The organism is Sphingobium agrisoli, assembly GCF_041877245.1.
Lineage (GTDB): Bacteria > Pseudomonadota > Alphaproteobacteria > Sphingomonadales > Sphingomonadaceae > Sphingobium.
Window position 1 is genome coordinate 336,351 of the sequence record NZ_JBHDJI010000001.1, and the last position, 16,584, is coordinate 352,934.

Consider the following 16,584-nt stretch of genomic DNA (forward strand, 5'->3'; position numbering starts at 1 on the left):
CTATCTGCCGTCATCCTTGCGAAAAGCGGGGATCCATCTCCCGAGCGTCGATCTTGGGGCTATGGCGGGAGATGGATCCCCGCCTTCGCGGGAATGACAATGGTTTTTGAACATGGCTGAAACTTCCTGGCGCGATCGCCTCTTTGGCGGCCTCAAGCGCACATCCGACAAGCTCGGTGAAAATCTGTCCGGCCTGTTCAAGGCCGCGCTCGACGATCAGACCCTCGACGAGATCGAGGAAGCGCTGATCATGACCGACCTTGGCCCCGCCATGGCCGCGCGGGTGCGCGACCGGCTGGCGGCAGGCCGCTACAATCGCGAAATCACCGAAGAATATCTGCGCGAGATCATCGCGGAGGAAATCGAGAAGGTGCTCGCTCCCGTCGCCCGCCCGCTGGAGATCGAGGCGTTCCCGCGCCCGCAGGTCATCCTCGTCATCGGCGTCAACGGATCGGGCAAGACCACGACCATTGCCAAGCTCGCCCATAATTTCCTGGAGCAGGATTATGGCGTGATGCTGGCGGCGGGCGACACATTCCGCGCGGCAGCGATCGGGCAGCTCAAGGTCTGGGCGGAGAGGCTCGGCGTACCGATCGTCGCGGGCAAGGAAGGCGGCGACGCGGCCGGCATCGTGTTCGATGCGGTCAAGCAGGCGACCGAAACCGGCATCGACGTGCTGATCGTCGACACCGCCGGCCGGCTTCAGAACAAGACCGAGCTGATGGACGAGCTGGCAAAGGTGCGCCGCGTGCTCGGCCGGTTGAACCCCGCCGCCCCGCACGACGTTGTGCTGGTTCTGGACGCCACCACGGGGCAGAATGCGTTGAACCAGATCGAGGTCTTCAAGGAAACGGCGCAGGTCACCGGCCTCGTCATGACGAAGCTGGACGGCACCGCGCGCGGCGGCGTGCTCGTTGCGGCGGCGGAAAAATACCGGCTTCCCATCCACGCCATCGGCGTCGGCGAAAAGATCGAGGATCTGCGTCCCTTCGACCCCGGCGACATGGCGAAGGCGATCGCGGGGACGGCCTATGCGCGCTAACGACTATAAACCCGTTCGGGCTGAGCCTGTCGAAGCCCAGTCCTTCTCTTGAAGAACAGTGAAGCCCTTCGACAGGCTCAGGGCGAACGGAAGATGCGATGACAGCCACCAAATCCCCCCACAACGGCACGCTCAGCCTCGCGCTCGATTTCGGGCCGCTGCTGGTCTTCTTCCTGACCTATAAGGGCGCTGGCTGGATATGGGGTCCGGGCAACCCGATCACCGCCATGACCTTCGGCACCGCCGCCTTCATGGCCGCGATCGTCATCGCCGTCATCGTCTCGAAGGTGGAACTCGGCCGCGTCTCGCCCATGCTATGGCTCTCGGCGCTGCTGATCCTCTTCTTCGGCGGCCTCACCATCTATTTCCATGACCAGAGCTTCATTCAGATCAAGCCGACCATCATCTACGCCTTTTTCGCGCTAATGCTGTTCGCCGGGTTGTTGCGCGGCAAGCCGCTACTCAAATATCTGCTCCAGGCCGCCTATGACGGCCTCACCGAAACCGGGTGGCTCAAGCTGTCGCGCAACTGGGCGCTCTTCTTCGTTGCGATGGCGATCGCCAACGAAGTGATGCGCCGCACCATGAGCTTCGACACATGGCTGGCGGTCAAGGTGTGGGGCGTGACGATCGTCTCGGTCGTCTTCGCCGCCGCCAACATCCCCATGCTGCTGCGCCACGGGCTGACGCTGGGCGAAGAAGCCAGGAGCGACGACATCGGCGAAACCAGCCCGCCTCAAGGCTAAGTTATGCGATCGTTTCGCAATAGGCACATAGCCCTTCCATTCCGCGCCGGGGAACGCATATGGAGCACGCGGCGGGCTTGCAGCCACGCCGGGACACGTGAACCTTTGCGCCGCTCCGACGGTTGAGCGGCCGCCCCATACCGAACCCGAGGAGTTCTGACATGGCCTTTGTTCTGCCCGACCTGCCCTATGCCAAGGATGCTTTTGGCGACATATTGTCTGCCGAAACCTTCGACTATCATCATGGCAAGCACCACAACGCCTATGTCGTGAAGGCGAACGAACTGGTTGCCGCCGATCCCGCGCTCCAGGGCAAGTCGCTGGTCGAGCTGATCAAATCGTCCAAGGGTGGCCTCTTCAACCAGGTCGGCCAGATCTGGAACCACACCTTCTACTGGCATTCGCTCAGCCCCGAAAAGAGCGCGCCCTCGGGCGAGCTGCTCGACAAGATCAACGCGGCGTTCGGATCGGTCGACGCCCTGATCGAAAAGCTGAAAGCCGAAGCCGTCGGCCATTTCGCCAGCGGCTGGGCCGCGCTGATCCTCAAGGACGGCACGCTCGAAGTCACCAGCTATCATGACGCCGACACGCCCGTCGCGCATGAAGGCCACACGCCGCTGCTGATTCTCGATGTGTGGGAACATGCCTATTATATCGACTATCGCAACGCGCGCCCCAACTATGCCGATCGCGTGCTGAAGGACGCGATCAACTGGGATTTCGCCGCCCAGAACTTGGACGGCCAGGGCGTCAGCCGCGCGGACCAGCAGGGCTGATCCGGCCACGACCGGCCAGGCAAGGCCCGCTGCGCCCGCCGGCGCGGCGGGCCTTGTCCTTTGTGAACGAAGCGCAAGCATTTGTTAAGCGGCCGTAATTACCTTTTGTCTTGGGTGACGACAGGGGAATGCCGTGGACCTAAACCTGCTGCGCACACAACATGCGGAAATCACAGACGCCGCCCGCCTGCTGGCGGACGCGATCGCGCAGTCGGTCCAGCCGCCCGGCGTCGGCCAGTTGCGCTGGCGGCTGGCGCGGCTGCTCATGACACATCTCGCGCTCGAAGACCGCATCGTCTATCCCACGCTCCAGCGGTCGCTGGATGCTGATCAGCGCGCGCAGGCAGCGCTGCTTCAGCGCCAGATGGGCGGTCTGGCCCAGCGGTTCGCAGATTACACCGCCGGATGGAGCGACGACCGCATCACCCGCGAATGGCCGCTCTTCTGCTCCGAAACCCGCCTCATCCTGGAAGCGCTCGACGCCCGCATTGCCCTGGAGGACCGCTTCTACGGCGCGTTGCGGGCGGACCCGGACAAGCGAGTGGGCCGCTGCCCTTGTCCCTGAAGCGGCAAATCCAGTTCCCGCGCCAGTTCGTCCAGATCGGCGCCCGGCCGCACCAGCAGCCACTCCCGGCTCGCCGCGCCGTTCACCACAGTTACCGCGCCCTTGGGACAAACGCCCAGGCAGTCCACCTCGACCACGCCGGCCGCCGCCTTGCGCCCTTTCTTTAGCGCCAGATGCTTGCGCAGCGCCTTCGCCAGCCGCTCCTCGCCCTCCGGCCCGAAGCCGCCGTCAACCTTCTTGGAACATTTGCGGCAGACGAGCACGGCGTTCTGCCAGTTGGATCGAACGAGAGGCTTCAATCCGCCGCTCCGCGCGGCTTCCAGGTCCGCCGCTCCTCCGCCGCGCGCAGAACCTCATAGGCCGCCTGAATCGCCTGAAAACGCACCGCGGCCCCGGCGTCGCCGGGCTTGACGTCGGGATGATTTTCCTTCGCCAGCCGCCGCCAGCTCTTCTTCACCGTCTCGAAATCGGCGTCGTCCTCCAGTTCCAGCGCCTTCAACGCATGAAGCTCGTCGCGCGACCGGCTGCCGTCGCCCGGCCCGCCCCAGCTATTATAGGCGCTCGACTGATATGCGCCCGCATCACGCCGCTCGTCGCGCGCGCGCGCCTCGCGCTCCTCGGCGTCCAGCCCCTGAAAATAGTCCCAGTTCCGGTTATATTCCCCCGCATGGTCGGCGCAGAAATACCAGCGTTCCGGGCTGTTGGGCGATTTTGGGGCGGGGCAGTCACCGGGCTTGTCGCAGCCATGCCGGTCGCACAGCCGCACCTTCTGCGCCTCGCGCGCCGCGCCATAGCTGCGCCATCGGGGAAAGCCCCAGTCATTCGATCGACCCTGCCGTGCCATCCCCCCAACCTAGGGAAGCCGCGCGCGCTTTGCCAGTGGCACTTGGCAGTCGATCATTCCGGCATCTTGAAATTGATATTTGCGTTGCTGCCGCTGCATCCCAGCGCGCCGACGGGCCGATAACTCTGCTCGTACTGCATTCCCTTGACGATTTTCGAGGCATTGGTGCTGAACGCCATCGGCGGGTAGGCGGCGATGACGCGGACGTTGGCAGTGCGTCCATCGGCTGCGATGTCATGCTCGACGCGAGTCCACCCCTCGATCCCGACCCGCACAAGATCTTCGGGATAATCGTCGCTGCTGACGCCGGTCTTGCGGATCGCGGGCCGGGCATCGATGATCGAACATTGTTGGGCGTCAAGTCCGGTTTCCAGATAGTCCGCGCGCGCTCCGGCCAGATCCTGCGCTTCCGCCCGCGCCGATGCGCGGCGAATGAGCGCGGCGACGCGCATCGGATCATCCTTCGCAAGGCGGTTGTCGGCGATGATCGCATTCAACACCGCGCCATCGCCTTTTCTACCGTGCCTCGTGCGCGCCCGGTCATAGTTTACGAGCCGCACGAGCGCATAAGTCGGCGTATCGGCAGCGTAGGGCGCTTCGGGCAGCGGATACTTCGAGTTGCCGGGTTCTGTCAGCACGTCGACCCACATCTGCACCGCGGGCGGCGGCGCGGCAGCCATCACGATCGCCCTGAGATCGGCGGCATATTCGCCCGCGACCTTCCCGGTGACGAGCGGATTTTCCAGCAGGCCAGCCAGCACGGCAGCACGTGCCAGCGGCGACGTGTCCGGCGCAACGCGGAGCCGTGCAAGCTGCTCCACCAGCGCCTCGCGACGGACGGCCTCCGAATCTCCCGCCACTTCGAACCGCGCGACGCCCGCTGCCTCGATCCAGTCGCGAAAAGCCTTGCGCGCGCCCTCGGTCAGGCTCGGGCCGCCCTGTGCCGCCGAACAGCGCAGTTCCAGCCGCGTCACCATGCGGAACAGCGCTGGAATCTTCGCGACATCCTCGGGCCGCCAGGACCATTCCCGCACCGCTTGAGCGAACGCCAGCGCCATGCCGCCCGGTCGCGAGCCATAGACGGGGCGGGCATAGGCCACTGCGCCATTGCTGCCGATGCCGAATTCCACCACGGCAACGTCGTCCGGCCGGACGCCCTCTTCCCCGCATTGGGGCGGCCGCATGTCGGCGGCGTAGGTAAAGTCCTGCTTTTCCATCCTCCCCGCCCCGGTATAGATCAAATACTCCCGCGCCTTGTCGCGCTTACCGGCCAGCATCGCCGCGATCGACGCGTCCGATCGCGCCACCAGATCGTCATAATTGACCTTCAGCGTCAGCCCGCCTTCCGCGCGCACATTCTTGGCGAAAGCCGCCTCCGCCTCAGCGAAGCGGCCGAGATTGAGCAGCGCCCGGCCCCGCATCCCCGCCGCATAGCCCACCAGCCCCTTTTCCGGCTTCGGCGCGGCGGCGGCGAGCCGCTCGGCTTCCTCCGCGTCAACCAGCGCCTTCGCCGGATTGAGGAAAATGCCCGCCTGAGCTTTCCCCAGCAAAGCAGAAATCCGGTCGTCCGGCTCCACCGCCGCCGCCAGCGCCTGGGCATAATAATCATGCGCCGTCTGATAATCGAGGTCGCCCAGTTCCAGTTGTCCCAGCGCGATCAGCCCCTGAATGTGATCGCTTCGCAAGCTTGCATCGTCCGCCGGAAGCGCCGCGATCGCCTGCTCCAGCAGCGGACGCGCCTCACGCCATCGGCTGAGCTTGCCCAGTGCCATGCCCTTGCGGAGCCGCACGATCGCGAGGCTCCGCGGGTTTTTGACCCGCTGCTCCAGCGCCTCCAGCAGCACCAACGCCCTGGCATTGTCTCCGGCAAGCATAGCGGCCGAAGCGGTGTCGAACGTCTGCTGCACACTCAACGCGGGCTGGGCGACCGGCGCTACCTCCTGCGCCGCGGCGACCACCGGGATGGAAACCAGTGCCACACTCAGCATCATCCTGTTCATATGCGCCGACGCCCCTTGCCCCAACCCGTTGCAGGACAAGCCTTAATCGGCGCGCGAGACAAATGCCAGAGGGCCTGTAAGCCGGGTTCTGTCCACCCGTGAACGGGATGGGCGACCATTCCTCTAGGGGACGGATTGCTCCGTCCCTCAAGCAACCAACCCGGGCGGTCTCGGCCGAAACATGCCTAGCCAGATCGCTCCGGCGCGCCGCCCCTATTCGGTCTTGCTCCCGGTGGGGTTTACCGTGCCGCCGCCCGTTGCCGGGGGCGCGGTGCGCTCTTACCGCACCCTTTCAATGTCACTGGGTCGAAACCTGAGCGACCTGCTTTCTGTTGCACTGTCCCTTGGATCACTCCAGCCGGCCGTTAGCCGGCACCGTCATTTCGTGGAGCCCGGACTTTCCTCGCCGTGGCAGTTACCCGCCACGCCGCGGCCGCCCGGCCCTCTGGCAGGGCGGGCCATAGCGCGCTTGGGCGGCTTAGTCATCCCCCTGCGGTTTAGGGAGGAGCAGCGCCAGCAATATCGCGCGGCATTCGCCGTCGATCACCCCGTCCATCCGCTCGGGGCGGAAGCGGCGCTGGAAGGCAACGACCGCCGCCTGCGGATCGGCGATGTCATAGCCGAAGCGCTCCAGCGCCAGCATGAAGCCGCTGTCGGTCCAGTGCGGGTCCATCAGATTCTTCGTCGGGCGTGGCAGCGCCAGCCGCAGCCGCGCAAGCTGCCCCCACGGGAATAGCTCGCCAGGATCCTGCTTGCGCGCGGGCGCGACGTCGCTGTGGCCAACGATGTTGCCGCGCGTGATCTTGTGCCGGGTCACGATGTCGTGGACCAGCGGGATCAGCGACCCCATCTGCGCCTCCGGAAACGGCCGGTATCCCCAATCGTGGCCCGGATTGACGATCTCTATCCCGATGCTGGCGGAGTTCACATCGTCGATCCCGCGCCAATGCGATCGCCCGGCGTGCCAGGCGCGCTTGGCCTCATCGACCATCCGGATGATCTGCCCGTCCTCGGTCACGACATAATGGGCCGAAACCTTCGATTCGGGGTTCGCCAGCCAATTGATCGCGCTCGCCGCGTCCGGCATTCCGGTATAATGCAGCACCAGCAGGCTGACCGGCAGCGACCGCTCGTCGAAATTGGGCGACGGCGTCTCGATCATGGGGATGTCGGTCATCGGGAAAGGCCAGTCACTTGCTGCGGTTCGATCATCGCGCCCTTCCGGCCGCCTGTCGATCCGTCGCGGTCCTGCGCCGACCATGGCGTAGTGCGCCGTAGCAATCAAGCAGGCTTGTGATCCCGCCTGTTCAGGCGCTTCGGCGCATTGGCCCGCCGGCGCAATCGGGCAGAACGGCCTTTCGCCCATAGCTGCCGCGAAATTCGGGGTGTGGCACGAAATCATCGCCCTGCCCGATCACCGTCTCGCCCGCGCCCAGCAGCAAGATCGTCTGCGCGTGGGCATGTCGCGCCAGCAGCCCCAGCACCGCCTGCCGCCGTTCTGAGGTGAAGTATAGCAGCACATTGCGGCACAGGATCAGGTCATACTGGCCCAAAGGCGCGCGCGGATCGAACAGATTGTCGTGGCGGAAATCGATCATCCCGCGCAATTCCGCGCTCGCGCGCCAATCCTCGCCATGGGGCGCGAACCATTTGATGAGGTCGCCGACCGCCAGCCCGCGCTGAACGTCCATCTGTGAAAACACGCCCGACTTGGCCTGCTCGATCGCGGCGGTCGAAATGTCGGTCGCCAAGATCTCGATCCGCCATCCGCGCCAGCGCGCCTCCTCGTTCCGCAGCCGGATCGCCAATGAATAGGCTTCCTGACCGGTCGAGCAGCCCGCGCTCCACACCCGCAGCGTGCGATCGGCCCGCTCCTCGCGAATGCGCGGCAATATGTCCTTGTGGATCATGTCGAAAATCTGGAGATCGCGGAAGAAGCTGCTCTCATTGTTGAGCAGCGCGTTGACCACGTCGCGTTCCAGCCCCGGATTACGCCCGCGCAACAGCTCCGCGGCGATATCGTCAATGTCCTTCAGGCCGTGGGCGCGGATGACCGGGCGCAGCGCCGTCTCCATCCGCCATGCGCGATTTTCGGACAAGAGCTGCCCGGTGCGGGCCTCCAGCAGGCCGGTCAGCACGCGCGCCGCGCCCTGAAGCCCGTCGGGGGCGGAGGGAGGCAAGGCCATCAGCCCGCCACCCGGCCGCGCCGCGCGACGAAATCCATGATCGCCACCGGCTCCATTATCGAACATGTCAGTCCTGCTCCCGCCACCGATCCGGGCATCCCCCAGACGACGCTGCTTGCCTCATCCTGCGCGACGATCCAGCCGCCCGCCGCCACGATGTCGCGCGCGCCCATGGTCCCGTCGCGGCCCATGCCGGTCAGCACCACGCCGGCCGCGCCAGCGCCATATATCTCCGCCATGCTCGAAAACATGGGGTCCACGCCCGGCAGGTTGCCCGCCGGCGTCCGTTCGGGGCTCAGCGCCACCAGCACCCGATCATGCAGCCCGCGCCGCAATTGGAGATTGGCGTCGCCCGGCGCCACATAGACCGTGTCGGGCATCAGCGCCTCGCCCATCTCGGCGACCTTCACCCGCAGGCTGGTCATGCGCCCCAATTGCTGCGCGAAATAGACGGTGAAGCTTGCCGGCAGATGCTGGGTCAGCAGCACCGGCACGCCCAGCGGCGCGTTCAGCCCCTGGAACAATTGCCCCAGCGCGTGAATGCCCCCGGTCGACGCCCCGATGCCCAGACAGGCGAGCGGCTCGGACGCAGGCACGGGCGTCGTCGTCGCGATCGGGCGCGGCAGCGGCGTTGCCGCCGGCCGGTCGCTGAACAGCCTGACCAGCCGATCGACCAGCGCGCTTGGAAATTGCTCGCCAAAGCTGCCGCTGCCTGGCTTCGACACGATGTCGCTCGCACCCAGCGCCAGCGCCTCGACCGCTGCGGCGCTCCCCTCCTCGCATTTGCCCGAGAGGATCGCCACCTTCACGTTCGGGTTGGCGCTCAATATCTGCGGCAGCGCGGCGAGTCCGCTCTGCCCCGGCAATTCGATATCCAGCAGCACCAGATCGACCGCATTCTCGGCCAGATAGCTCAACGCATGTTCGGCGCTGTTGGTCTTGTGGACCACGGCGAAGGCCGGCTCCGCTTCCAATATGCGCCCGATCACCGTCCGCACCACCACCGAATCGTCGACGACCAGGGTGCGGATCACCGGCGCCTCGCGCCTGTCGCTGGACATGATCGGAACCATGGCGGTCATCGGTGAACGGGCTTTCGTGCGATCGGTAGGCGAAAAGGGGCGGCTCCCTCTGGTGATGCGGCGGCCGGCCGCGCTAGATCACACCGACGATCGACAGCTTGCTTTCCAGCGTCTCGCGATCGAACGGCTTCATGACATATTCGTCCGCGCCTGCCTCGACCGCCGCCTTGATGTGGCTGATGCCGTTTTCGGTGGTGCAGAAGATGATCTTGGGTCGCGCCGCCATTTTGGCGGAGGACAAAGCCTGGAGAAATTCCATCCCGCTCATGACCGGCATGTTCCAGTCCAGCAACACGACATCGGGCGCGGAGGCTTCGCACTGGGTCAGCGCGTCCTGTCCGTCCACCGCCTCGCTGACCGTCAGGTCGAGCGATTCGAGGATATGGCGGGCCACCTTGCGGATGACCTTGGAATCGTCGACGACCAGGCAGTTTTTCATGAAGTGTCCTTCAGGTGTTTTTTCGTCCCGTTGAACGGGGTTAGCGACCAAAAGCGATGATTTGGTAAACGAGATTTCCAGCCTGCCTCATGCCGCTTGCGCCAGAGCGCCGCCCTCAATGAAGGCAGCCAGCGACACGAGCAGCCAGGGTTGCCCCTCATTCTCCACGATAGCCCGCGCATGCGGCGCCCAGGCGTTGTCCAACTGCCCGCGCAGCGGCGCCGGCCCTTCGGCCATGCGACAAATGTCGAGCACGCTGTCGACCAGAAACCCGTAGCTATGCCCGCTGATATTGGCGATGATCGCCAGCCGCCGGGCCTCGGCCGGCATCGGCCGCCCATGGATCAGCGCGGCGACGTCGATGACCGTCAGCACCCGGCTGCGCAGCGCGGAAAGGCCGGCGACATGCGCGCCCATGCCGGGCACCGGCGATATGTCGGTCAGGCGCACCACCGCCTCGACCTCGGCGGCGTCCACCGCCACCCGCGTGCCCGCCAGCACGGCGAACAGATAGAGTTCGTCCATCATCGCGCTCACCTCCTGCCCCCCGCGATCGCCGCCATCAGCGCGGCCTGGTCGTAGCGATAGATGCTGCCGTCCCGCGGTCCCACCGGGCGCGGCGAGGCGCGCAGCTGCACCACCCGGCATCCCATGACCTCGGCCGCCTGCGCCGCGTCCGCGCCACCGCACAGCACGATGTCGTCGGGCTCGACCGGCCCGTCGACGGGCAGCCCCATGACCACGTCATGCCCCGCCTGCCGCAGCAGCGGCGCCAATATCTCGCGCGTCCATCCGTCCTCGGCATCCGCCAGCACGCAGCGTCCTCGCGCGCGCCCCATGTCCGCTTCCTCGGGCAGCGCGGCGAACAAGGCGAAGGGATTGATGACCTCCAGATGCTCGCCATCGACCACAGCGACGCCGCTCAACATCCCGTGCATCGCCACCATGTCGGGCACCGCGGGCATCTCGACGATATCCAGCACCGCCGCGACCGGATAGCAGGCTTCGCGCCGGTCATCGCGCAACCGCAACGCCGCAACGCTGGGGCGGTCGAACTGCCACAGCCCATTGGCGACCGGCACCAGTCGCCCGTCGAGCCGCACGAAAGCCTGACCGCCCGACCGGCCGAACAGCGACGTGTCCACGTCCTCGACCCGCTCGATCAGCGACAGCTTCAGCAGCCGCCGCTCGCCCGACAATTCCTCGAATCGCAGCGCCGGCACCATCTCCGCGCCATTTTCCTGCGCCGCGCTTTCCTGCGCCCGCGTGGCCCGATCATCCTCGACATTGGAAAGGTTGGCGGCGTTGGCGAGGCCAGCGGCGTCCAGCAGCAACATCGGCTTGCCGTTATCGGGCAATGTCATGCCGGCATAAAGCCCGCTCGCCATCACCAGCGGCGAAGCCGGGCGGATCACCAGCTCCTCATGATTGTCGACCGCCGACACGCCCATGGCGAAGGGCACGCCGGTGGCGGACCGCACCACCATCACCGCGCGCGGCCCGGATTGCTCGGGCTTCTCGAGCCCCAGCACATGCTCCAGGTCGATCATCGAATGGCGCACCGACCGGATCGAGGCGATCTTCGCCCCGCCCACTTCGCTCACCTGAAGCATGTCGTTGTTATCGTGCAATATCTCGACCACCGCCGCGCGCGGGATCGCGAAATGCTGCCCGCCCGCCCGGATGATCAGCCCCGGAATGATCGTCAGCGTCAGCGGCACGCGCAGCGTGATGCACAGCCCCCTGCCCGGCGCGTTGTCCAGCGCGATGACGCCGCCGATCCGCTCGATGTTGGCGCGCACCACGTCCATGCCGACGCCGCGCCCCGAAATGGCCGTGACCCTGCTTGCGGTCGAAACCCCGGCGTGGAAAATGAGGTCTAGCTTCTCCTGCTCGGTCATCCGCGCGGCGGCGTCGGGCGTCAGCCGTCCGGCCGCGATCGCCTTGTCCACCAACCGCCCGGTGTCGATTCCCGCCCCGTCGTCGGCGATGGCGATGACGATCTGGTTCCCCGACTGGCGCGCCTCCAGCCGCAGACTGCCGGCTTCGGGCTTGCCCGCCGCGCGGCGCGCCTGCGGCGTTTCGATGCCATGGTCGATGCTGTTGCGCACGATATGGGTGAGCGGATCGACGACCATCTCCACCATCTCGCGATCCATCTCGACGTCGCCGCCTTCCAGTGTCAGTTCGATCCGCTTGCCAAGGTCGCGGCCAAGATCGCGGACCATGCGCGGGATCGCGGCGAACAGCCGCTCGACCCGCTGCATCCGTGTCTTGGAAATGATGTCGCGCATGTCGGCGACGCAGGTCGACAGCCGCTCGAACACATTGTCCAGCTCGGGATCGGCCGACCGCTCGCGCAGCTTGCGCGACAATTCGTTGCGCGCCAGCACCATGTCCGACACGCCATTCATCAGCTGGTCGATCAGGGTCAGCGGCAGGCGGATGGTGCGCGGCCCGGACTGGGCGCTGGCCTGGCGCGCGACCGCCACCGGCGCGGCGCTCTCGGCATCCTCAGCCGGCGCATCCTCCTCCTGCGCGGTCAGCGCCGCGATCAGGAAGTCGTCATTCTCGCTCGGCAGCGCCGCGCCCACGGCCACCGCTTCGGCCAGTTCACCGATCCGGTCCATGACGCCCAGCACCGCGCTCACAGTCGCGGGATCGGCCTTGCGCTTGCCGGCGCGGATTTCGGACAGCACATCCTCGGCCGCATGGCTCAGCCGCTCGAAGCGCGGCAGGTTCAGGAAGCCGCAGCTTCCCTTGACCGTGTGGAAGAATCGGAAGATCGCGTCGAGCCGGTCGCTGTCGGCCGGGTCGGCCTCCCAGGCGACCACCTCTCCGGCGAGCGCCTCCAGCGTCTCCTGCGTTTCGGAGATGAATTCCTGTAACAGCTCGTCCATTCAACCATGGTCCCTGGAATGCGCGCCCGGGCACCATGGGACTGCGTGGTTAAGGGGCGGTTAAAGGCGGAGGACAAGCCCACGAAAAAGGGCGCGGCAACCCTTGTTCGCCGCGCCCTCTTCGCATCGGTTGAGAGGCTTACTGCTTCTCTTCGACCGCGTCCTCGGCCTTCTCGCCCGCTTCGCGGGTGGCTTCGGCCTTGTTCTCCAGCTTGTCGGCGGCATTTTCAGCGGCCGCTTCGGCGTTGCCGCTCAGATTGTCGGCCATGGCCTCCATATTGTCCGCTTGGTTGTCGAGTGCGTCGGCCTGATTGTCGTACGCGTTCTCGACCTTATTCTCCTGCTTGGAATCGCAGGCGCTCAGCGCGACCATGCTGGCAATACCAAGGACAGTGACGAAGGTTTTCACGGCGTTATCTCCTGTTGCGCCCCCTGGGGCATACGTCGTTCGGCACGGGTTCCGCTCCGCATACTGCGATAGGCAACCCTGACGCCGATCAACTGGCCGCATGAGGGATTGTTCCGGCCGTGAACTCGTTTCGTCGCATAAACGATTATTTTTTGAGGCTGTCCCGGATTTCGCGCAACAGCACGATGTCCTCCGGCGTCGGCGCGGGAGCCTCCGGGGCTGCCTCGGGCTTGGCGGTCAGCCGGTTCATGGTCCGCACCAACAGGAAGATGATGAAGGCCAGGATCAGGAAATTGACCATCACCGTCAGGAACTGGCCCCACCCGAACATCGCGACCCCGGCGGCCTTCAGGTCGGCATAGCTTTGCGGATTGCCCTTGAACCCTTCGGGGATCGCCCCCAGCCGGATGAAGTAGCGGGAAAAGTCCACGCCGCCGAAAATCCACCCCACCACCGGCATGATCAGATCGTCGGTCAGCGACTTGGTGATGGTGGCGAACGCCCCGCCGATGATGACGCCGACCGCCAGGTCCATCACATTGCCCCGGTTGATGAACGTCTTGAATTCGGAAATCAGTCCCATGGATCAAGCCCCTTGCCTGTCTTGATATGCCCATTGCTGGATGGCCCGTTGCGCGGCGCGGGGCAACCTCCTATTTCCATATCGAAACAAAGCCGAGGATGATCCATGCCTGCTCTGCGCCCCCTGCGTTCCGTCCTGCTGCCCTTGTCCGCCGCGCTGGCTCTGTCCGCCTGCGGCATCAACAGCGTCCCCATCGCCGAAGAGGAGGCGAAGGCGAAATGGGCCGACGTGCAGGCGCAATATCAGCGCCGCGCCAACCTGACCGGCAACCTCGTCGCCACCGTGAAGGCGGCGGGCAAGCAGGAGCAGGAGACGCTGACCCGCGTCACCGAAGCCCGCGCGAAGGCGACCTCCATCCAGATCAACGCCGAAGACCTGTCCGATCCGGCCAAGGTCGCGCAATATCAGGCGGCGCAGGCGCAGCTGAGCCAGGGCCTCGGCCGTCTGCTCGCCTCGGTCGAAGCCTATCCCGACCTCAAGACCAACGAGAATTTCCTTCAGCTCCAGTCGCAGCTGGAGGGCACGGAGAACCGCATCGCCGTCGCCATCCGCGACTATAACGGCGCGGTGCAGGCCTATAACACCCGCATCCGCACCTTCCCCGACGCCATCGGCGCGAAGCTGATCCACGGCGCCAAGCCCATGACCCCGTTCCAGGCGACCACGCCCGGCGCGGAAGAAGCGCCCAAGGTCGACTTCGGCAACTGACCGGGACGTGTTCTCCGCCTTAACGCACCACCCTCCGTTCGGCCTGAGCCTGTCGAAGCCTGTCCTGAGCGACTGCTGCAAGCAGTCAGTCGAAGAGCCCCTGCCTTCGTTCTGGGGAAGGCGATCAGGGACATATGTCGTCCTCTTCCTCGCCCTGCTGCTGCTTGCCCTAGCGCCGGCGGCAGGGGCGCAGAACTTCCCCAAATTCGACGACAGCGGTGTGGTGGATGCCGCCAACCTGCTTGACCCAGCTCAAGAACAGGCGCTCAGCCAGAAGCTCATCGCGCAAAAGCGGGCGAGCGGCCGCGCGCTGGTCGTCGCGACCATTCCCGACCTTCAGGGCTATGACATAGCCGATTATGGTTATCGCTTGGGTCGCGCCTGGGGGATCGGCGACAAGCAGGACCAGGGCGCGCTCCTCATCGTCGCGCCCGCCGACCGCAAGGTCCGCATCGAGGTCGGCTATGGCCTCGAAGGCATCCTTACCGACGCGCTCTCGTCCCAGATCATCCGGCGCGACATCACTCCGCGCTTCAAGGCGGGCGATATGGCGGGCGGCATCACCGCCGGCGTCGACTCCCTCTCTACGCTCCTCGCCCTCCCCCCCGACGAAGCCCGCGCGCAGGCGGCAAAGGCGGAAGCGGACGCGCGGCGGCAGGATGACGGCGGCGGCATCATCGCCTTCTGGATCATCCTGTTCGTCGTCTTCTTCGTCGCCCTGCCTTTGCTCTCGCGGATGCGCGGCGGCCGGCGCTACCGCAGCGGCGGCATCGGTTCCCCCCCTATCATCATCTGGGGACCGGGCAGCGGCTCGGGCGGCTGGGGATCGGGCGGCGGCTGGGGCAGCGGCGAGGGAGGCGGCTTTTCCGGGGGCGGATTTTCAGGCGGCGGCAGCTTCGGCGGCGGCGGCGCATCGGGGGACTGGTGATGCAGCTTCATCTTTCGCAGGCCGACCACGACCTCGTCTCCGCCGCCGTGGCGCAGGCCGAAGCGCACACCTCCGGCGAGATCGTCACCATCGTCGCCCGCCGCTCCGACGCCTACCATGATGTGGGCCTGAGCTGGGCGGCGGCGACGGTATTCGTCGCCCTCGCCTTCGCGGCGGCCTTCCCGGCCCATCTGCGCGCCTTCCTCTCCGCCCTGCTGCTCGACTGGGAGCATGAGCTGGCCGACTGGAAGCTGCTGATGGGCCTGCTCGCGCTCCTGATCGCCAAATTCCTGGTCGTCCGCTACCTGCTCGCCATCATGCCCCTACGGATGCTGGTGACGCCCAAGGCGACCAAGGCCCGCCGCGTCCGCCGCCGCGCCATCCTCCTCTTCCGCACCGCCGCCGAAGCGCGCACGACGGGCCGCACCGGCGTCCTCCTCTATCTGAGCCTCGACGAGCATCGCGCCGAGCTGGTCGCCGACCGCGCCATCAACGAGAAGGTCGCGCCGGAGGTATGGGGCGACGCCATGGCCGCGCTGATCGCCGCGATCCGCGATGGCCGCCCCGGCGAAGGGCTGGCGGAAGCCGTGCGCCGCGTCGGCCTCGTCCTTGCGGAGCATTTCCCGCGCGCGGACGACGACGTCAACGAGCTTCCCGACAGGCTGATCGAACTATGACCGACCCGGATCGCAATGCCCCCGAACAGACGATGTGGGCGGGCCGCTTCATCGCCGCCAAGACCCGTGGCAAATGGGAATATGTCAGCCGCACGCGCGGCATCCACGCCGCCGTCATCCTCGCCATCGACGACGATGCGCGCGGCCGCCACGTCCTGCTGGTCGATCAATATCGCGTGCCCCTGGGCCGCCGCTGCATCGAACTGCCCGCCGGCCTTGTCGGCGACGAGCAGGAGGGCGAGGACGCCGCGCTCGCCGCCGCGCGCGAGCTGGAGGAAGAAACCGGCTACCGCCCCGACCGTCTGGAACAGCTCGGCGAGTTCTTCAGCTCACCCGGCATGGTCTCCGAAGGCTTCACCCTCTTCCGCGCCCACGGCCTCACGAAAGCCGGCGCAGGCGGCGGCGTCGCGGGCGAGGATATCGTGGTGCGCCGCGTGCCGCTGGCGGACCTCCCGCAGCGCCTAGCCGCCTGGCGCGCGGAGGGCTACGCGATGGACGTCAAACTGCTGGTGCTTCTGGGCGCGGACATGGTGGCGTAGCGTAGCGGGAAAAGCGGCAAGTAGCTGACCCTCTTCCCCGTCATCCCAGCGAAAACTGGGATCCCGTTTTTCTTCAAGCTCGTCGTCAGAACATAGAGATGCCAGCCTACGCTGGCACGACGGAGATGAATGGGCCTCAAAATTAGCTTTCACATGGCAG

The 16,584-nt window shown here is 66.1% G+C and carries 19 protein-coding genes and 1 other RNA gene; 8 read left to right on the forward strand and 12 right to left on the reverse strand.

The features are described 5' to 3' along the window. Nucleotides 1-112 precede the first annotated feature (112 nt). The 4 genes from ftsY to ACETPF_RS01560 all read left to right on the forward strand — a co-directional run bounded on the left by ftsY (nt 113) and on the right by ACETPF_RS01560 (nt 3,129). Complete coding sequence (gene ftsY / locus ACETPF_RS01545; protein WP_373932506.1) at nt 113-1,042, forward strand: signal recognition particle-docking protein FtsY; 930 nt, start codon at nt 113-115, stop codon at nt 1,040-1,042. Between the two features lie 98 nt (nt 1,043-1,140). After that, nucleotides 1,141-1,788 carry a septation protein IspZ gene (gene ispZ, locus ACETPF_RS01550; protein ID WP_373932507.1) on the forward strand — a complete coding sequence of 216 codons (648 nt, stop codon included), beginning with the start codon at nt 1,141-1,143 and terminating at the stop codon, nt 1,786-1,788. A 161-nt stretch (nt 1,789-1,949) separates the two neighbouring features. Further along, the gene (locus tag ACETPF_RS01555; RefSeq protein ID WP_373932508.1) at nt 1,950-2,564 is read left to right on the forward strand and encodes a superoxide dismutase; all 615 of its coding nucleotides are present in this window, start codon (nt 1,950-1,952) and stop codon (nt 2,562-2,564) included. 133 nt (nt 2,565-2,697) lie between these two features. Next, on the forward strand, nt 2,698-3,129 hold the full coding sequence (locus ACETPF_RS01560) for a hemerythrin domain-containing protein (RefSeq protein WP_373932509.1): 432 nt from the start codon (nt 2,698-2,700) through the stop codon (nt 3,127-3,129). Here ACETPF_RS01560 and ACETPF_RS01565 read toward each other — a convergent pair. From ACETPF_RS01565 to mscL, 12 genes are all read right to left on the reverse strand, one after another. Further along, the gene (locus tag ACETPF_RS01565; RefSeq protein ID WP_373933042.1) at nt 3,072-3,452 is read right to left on the reverse strand and encodes a (2Fe-2S) ferredoxin domain-containing protein; all 381 of its coding nucleotides are present in this window, start codon (nt 3,450-3,452) and stop codon (nt 3,072-3,074) included. The two genes, ACETPF_RS01560 and ACETPF_RS01565, sit on opposite strands and share 58 nt — an antisense overlap. Next, nucleotides 3,425-3,973 carry a J domain-containing protein gene (locus ACETPF_RS01570; RefSeq protein ID WP_373932510.1) on the reverse strand — a complete coding sequence of 183 codons (549 nt, stop codon included), beginning with the start codon at nt 3,971-3,973 and terminating at the stop codon, nt 3,425-3,427. Before ACETPF_RS01570 ends, ACETPF_RS01565 begins: the two co-directional genes overlap by 28 nt. 53 nt (nt 3,974-4,026) lie before the next feature. Continuing rightward, nucleotides 4,027-5,973, reverse strand: coding sequence for an energy transducer TonB (locus ACETPF_RS01575; protein ID WP_373932511.1), 1,947 nt, complete (start codon nt 5,971-5,973; stop codon nt 4,027-4,029). A 61-nt stretch (nt 5,974-6,034) separates the two neighbouring features. Beyond that, nucleotides 6,035-6,422: RNase P RNA component class A (gene rnpB, locus ACETPF_RS01580), an RNA gene on the reverse strand. A 29-nt stretch (nt 6,423-6,451) separates the two neighbouring features. Further along, complete coding sequence (locus ACETPF_RS01585) at nt 6,452-7,150, reverse strand: N-acetylmuramoyl-L-alanine amidase (protein WP_373932512.1); 699 nt, start codon at nt 7,148-7,150, stop codon at nt 6,452-6,454. A gap of 130 nt (nt 7,151-7,280) precedes the next feature. Then, nucleotides 7,281-8,159, reverse strand: coding sequence for a CheR family methyltransferase (locus ACETPF_RS01590; protein ID WP_373932513.1), 879 nt, complete (start codon nt 8,157-8,159; stop codon nt 7,281-7,283). Then, nucleotides 8,159-9,241 carry a chemotaxis protein CheB gene (locus ACETPF_RS01595; protein WP_373932514.1) on the reverse strand — a complete coding sequence of 361 codons (1,083 nt, stop codon included), beginning with the start codon at nt 9,239-9,241 and terminating at the stop codon, nt 8,159-8,161. The genes ACETPF_RS01590 and ACETPF_RS01595 overlap by 1 nt, the downstream gene beginning before the upstream one ends. Before the next feature lie 73 nt (nt 9,242-9,314). Beyond that, nucleotides 9,315-9,680 (reverse strand): response regulator, encoded by a 366-nt coding sequence (locus tag ACETPF_RS01600; protein ID WP_373932515.1) that lies wholly within the window; start codon nt 9,678-9,680, stop codon nt 9,315-9,317. 87 nt (nt 9,681-9,767) lie between these two features. Then, nucleotides 9,768-10,205: a chemotaxis protein CheW gene (locus ACETPF_RS01605; protein WP_373933043.1), complete on the reverse strand. Its 438-nt coding sequence runs from the start codon at nt 10,203-10,205 to the stop codon at nt 9,768-9,770. Between the two features lie 8 nt (nt 10,206-10,213). Next, on the reverse strand, nt 10,214-12,580 hold the full coding sequence (locus tag ACETPF_RS01610; protein WP_373932516.1) for a chemotaxis protein CheA: 2,367 nt from the start codon (nt 12,578-12,580) through the stop codon (nt 10,214-10,216). A 139-nt stretch (nt 12,581-12,719) separates the two neighbouring features. After that, a complete protein-coding gene (locus ACETPF_RS01615) occupies nt 12,720-12,989 on the reverse strand; it encodes a hypothetical protein (protein ID WP_373932517.1) in 270 nt (89 codons plus the stop codon). Nucleotides 12,990-13,134: 145 nt separating this feature from the next. Next, nucleotides 13,135-13,572, reverse strand: coding sequence for a large conductance mechanosensitive channel protein MscL (gene mscL, locus ACETPF_RS01620; protein ID WP_373932518.1), 438 nt, complete (start codon nt 13,570-13,572; stop codon nt 13,135-13,137). A gap of 105 nt (nt 13,573-13,677) precedes the next feature. On the opposite strand from mscL, the gene ACETPF_RS01625 reads away from it, so the two are divergent. The 4 genes from ACETPF_RS01625 to ACETPF_RS01640 all read left to right on the forward strand — a co-directional run bounded on the left by ACETPF_RS01625 (nt 13,678) and on the right by ACETPF_RS01640 (nt 16,424). After that, the gene (locus ACETPF_RS01625; protein ID WP_373932519.1) at nt 13,678-14,280 is read left to right on the forward strand and encodes a LemA family protein; all 603 of its coding nucleotides are present in this window, start codon (nt 13,678-13,680) and stop codon (nt 14,278-14,280) included. Between the two features lie 100 nt (nt 14,281-14,380). After that, entirely contained in the window at nt 14,381-15,208 is an 828-nt protein-coding gene (locus ACETPF_RS01630) for a TPM domain-containing protein (RefSeq protein ID WP_373933044.1), read from the forward strand. Next, a complete protein-coding gene (locus tag ACETPF_RS01635) occupies nt 15,208-15,885 on the forward strand; it encodes a TPM domain-containing protein (protein ID WP_373932520.1) in 678 nt (225 codons plus the stop codon). The genes ACETPF_RS01630 and ACETPF_RS01635 overlap by 1 nt, the downstream gene beginning before the upstream one ends. Next, complete coding sequence (locus ACETPF_RS01640) at nt 15,882-16,424, forward strand: NUDIX hydrolase (protein ID WP_373932521.1); 543 nt, start codon at nt 15,882-15,884, stop codon at nt 16,422-16,424. The genes ACETPF_RS01635 and ACETPF_RS01640 overlap by 4 nt, the downstream gene beginning before the upstream one ends. Nucleotides 16,425-16,584 lie beyond the last annotated feature (160 nt).

Bases quoted from the DNA above. Each gene is read 5' to 3' on its own strand.
- ftsY (WP_373932506.1), top strand. From the start codon at position 113: ATGGCTGAAACTTCCTGGCGCGATCGCCTCTTTGGCGGCCTCAAGCGC.
- ispZ (WP_373932507.1), top strand. From the start codon at position 1,141: ATGACAGCCACCAAATCCCCCCACAACGGCACGCTCAGCCTCGCGCTC.
- ACETPF_RS01555 (WP_373932508.1), top strand. From the start codon at position 1,950: ATGGCCTTTGTTCTGCCCGACCTGCCCTATGCCAAGGATGCTTTTGGC.
- ACETPF_RS01570 (WP_373932510.1), bottom strand. From the start codon at position 3,973: ATGGCACGGCAGGGTCGATCGAATGACTGGGGCTTTCCCCGATGGCGC.
- ACETPF_RS01575 (WP_373932511.1), bottom strand. From the start codon at position 5,973: ATGAACAGGATGATGCTGAGTGTGGCACTGGTTTCCATCCCGGTGGTC.
- ACETPF_RS01585 (WP_373932512.1), bottom strand. From the start codon at position 7,150: ATGACCGACATCCCCATGATCGAGACGCCGTCGCCCAATTTCGACGAG.
- ACETPF_RS01590 (WP_373932513.1), bottom strand. From the start codon at position 8,159: ATGGCCTTGCCTCCCTCCGCCCCCGACGGGCTTCAGGGCGCGGCGCGC.
- ACETPF_RS01595 (WP_373932514.1), bottom strand. From the start codon at position 9,241: ATGACCGCCATGGTTCCGATCATGTCCAGCGACAGGCGCGAGGCGCCG.
- ACETPF_RS01600 (WP_373932515.1), bottom strand. From the start codon at position 9,680: ATGAAAAACTGCCTGGTCGTCGACGATTCCAAGGTCATCCGCAAGGTG.
- ACETPF_RS01605 (WP_373933043.1), bottom strand. From the start codon at position 10,205: ATGGACGAACTCTATCTGTTCGCCGTGCTGGCGGGCACGCGGGTGGCG.
- ACETPF_RS01610 (WP_373932516.1), bottom strand. From the start codon at position 12,580: ATGGACGAGCTGTTACAGGAATTCATCTCCGAAACGCAGGAGACGCTG.
- mscL (WP_373932518.1), bottom strand. From the start codon at position 13,572: ATGGGACTGATTTCCGAATTCAAGACGTTCATCAACCGGGGCAATGTG.
- ACETPF_RS01625 (WP_373932519.1), top strand. From the start codon at position 13,678: ATGCCTGCTCTGCGCCCCCTGCGTTCCGTCCTGCTGCCCTTGTCCGCC.
- ACETPF_RS01635 (WP_373932520.1), top strand. From the start codon at position 15,208: ATGCAGCTTCATCTTTCGCAGGCCGACCACGACCTCGTCTCCGCCGCC.
- ACETPF_RS01640 (WP_373932521.1), top strand. From the start codon at position 15,882: ATGACCGACCCGGATCGCAATGCCCCCGAACAGACGATGTGGGCGGGC.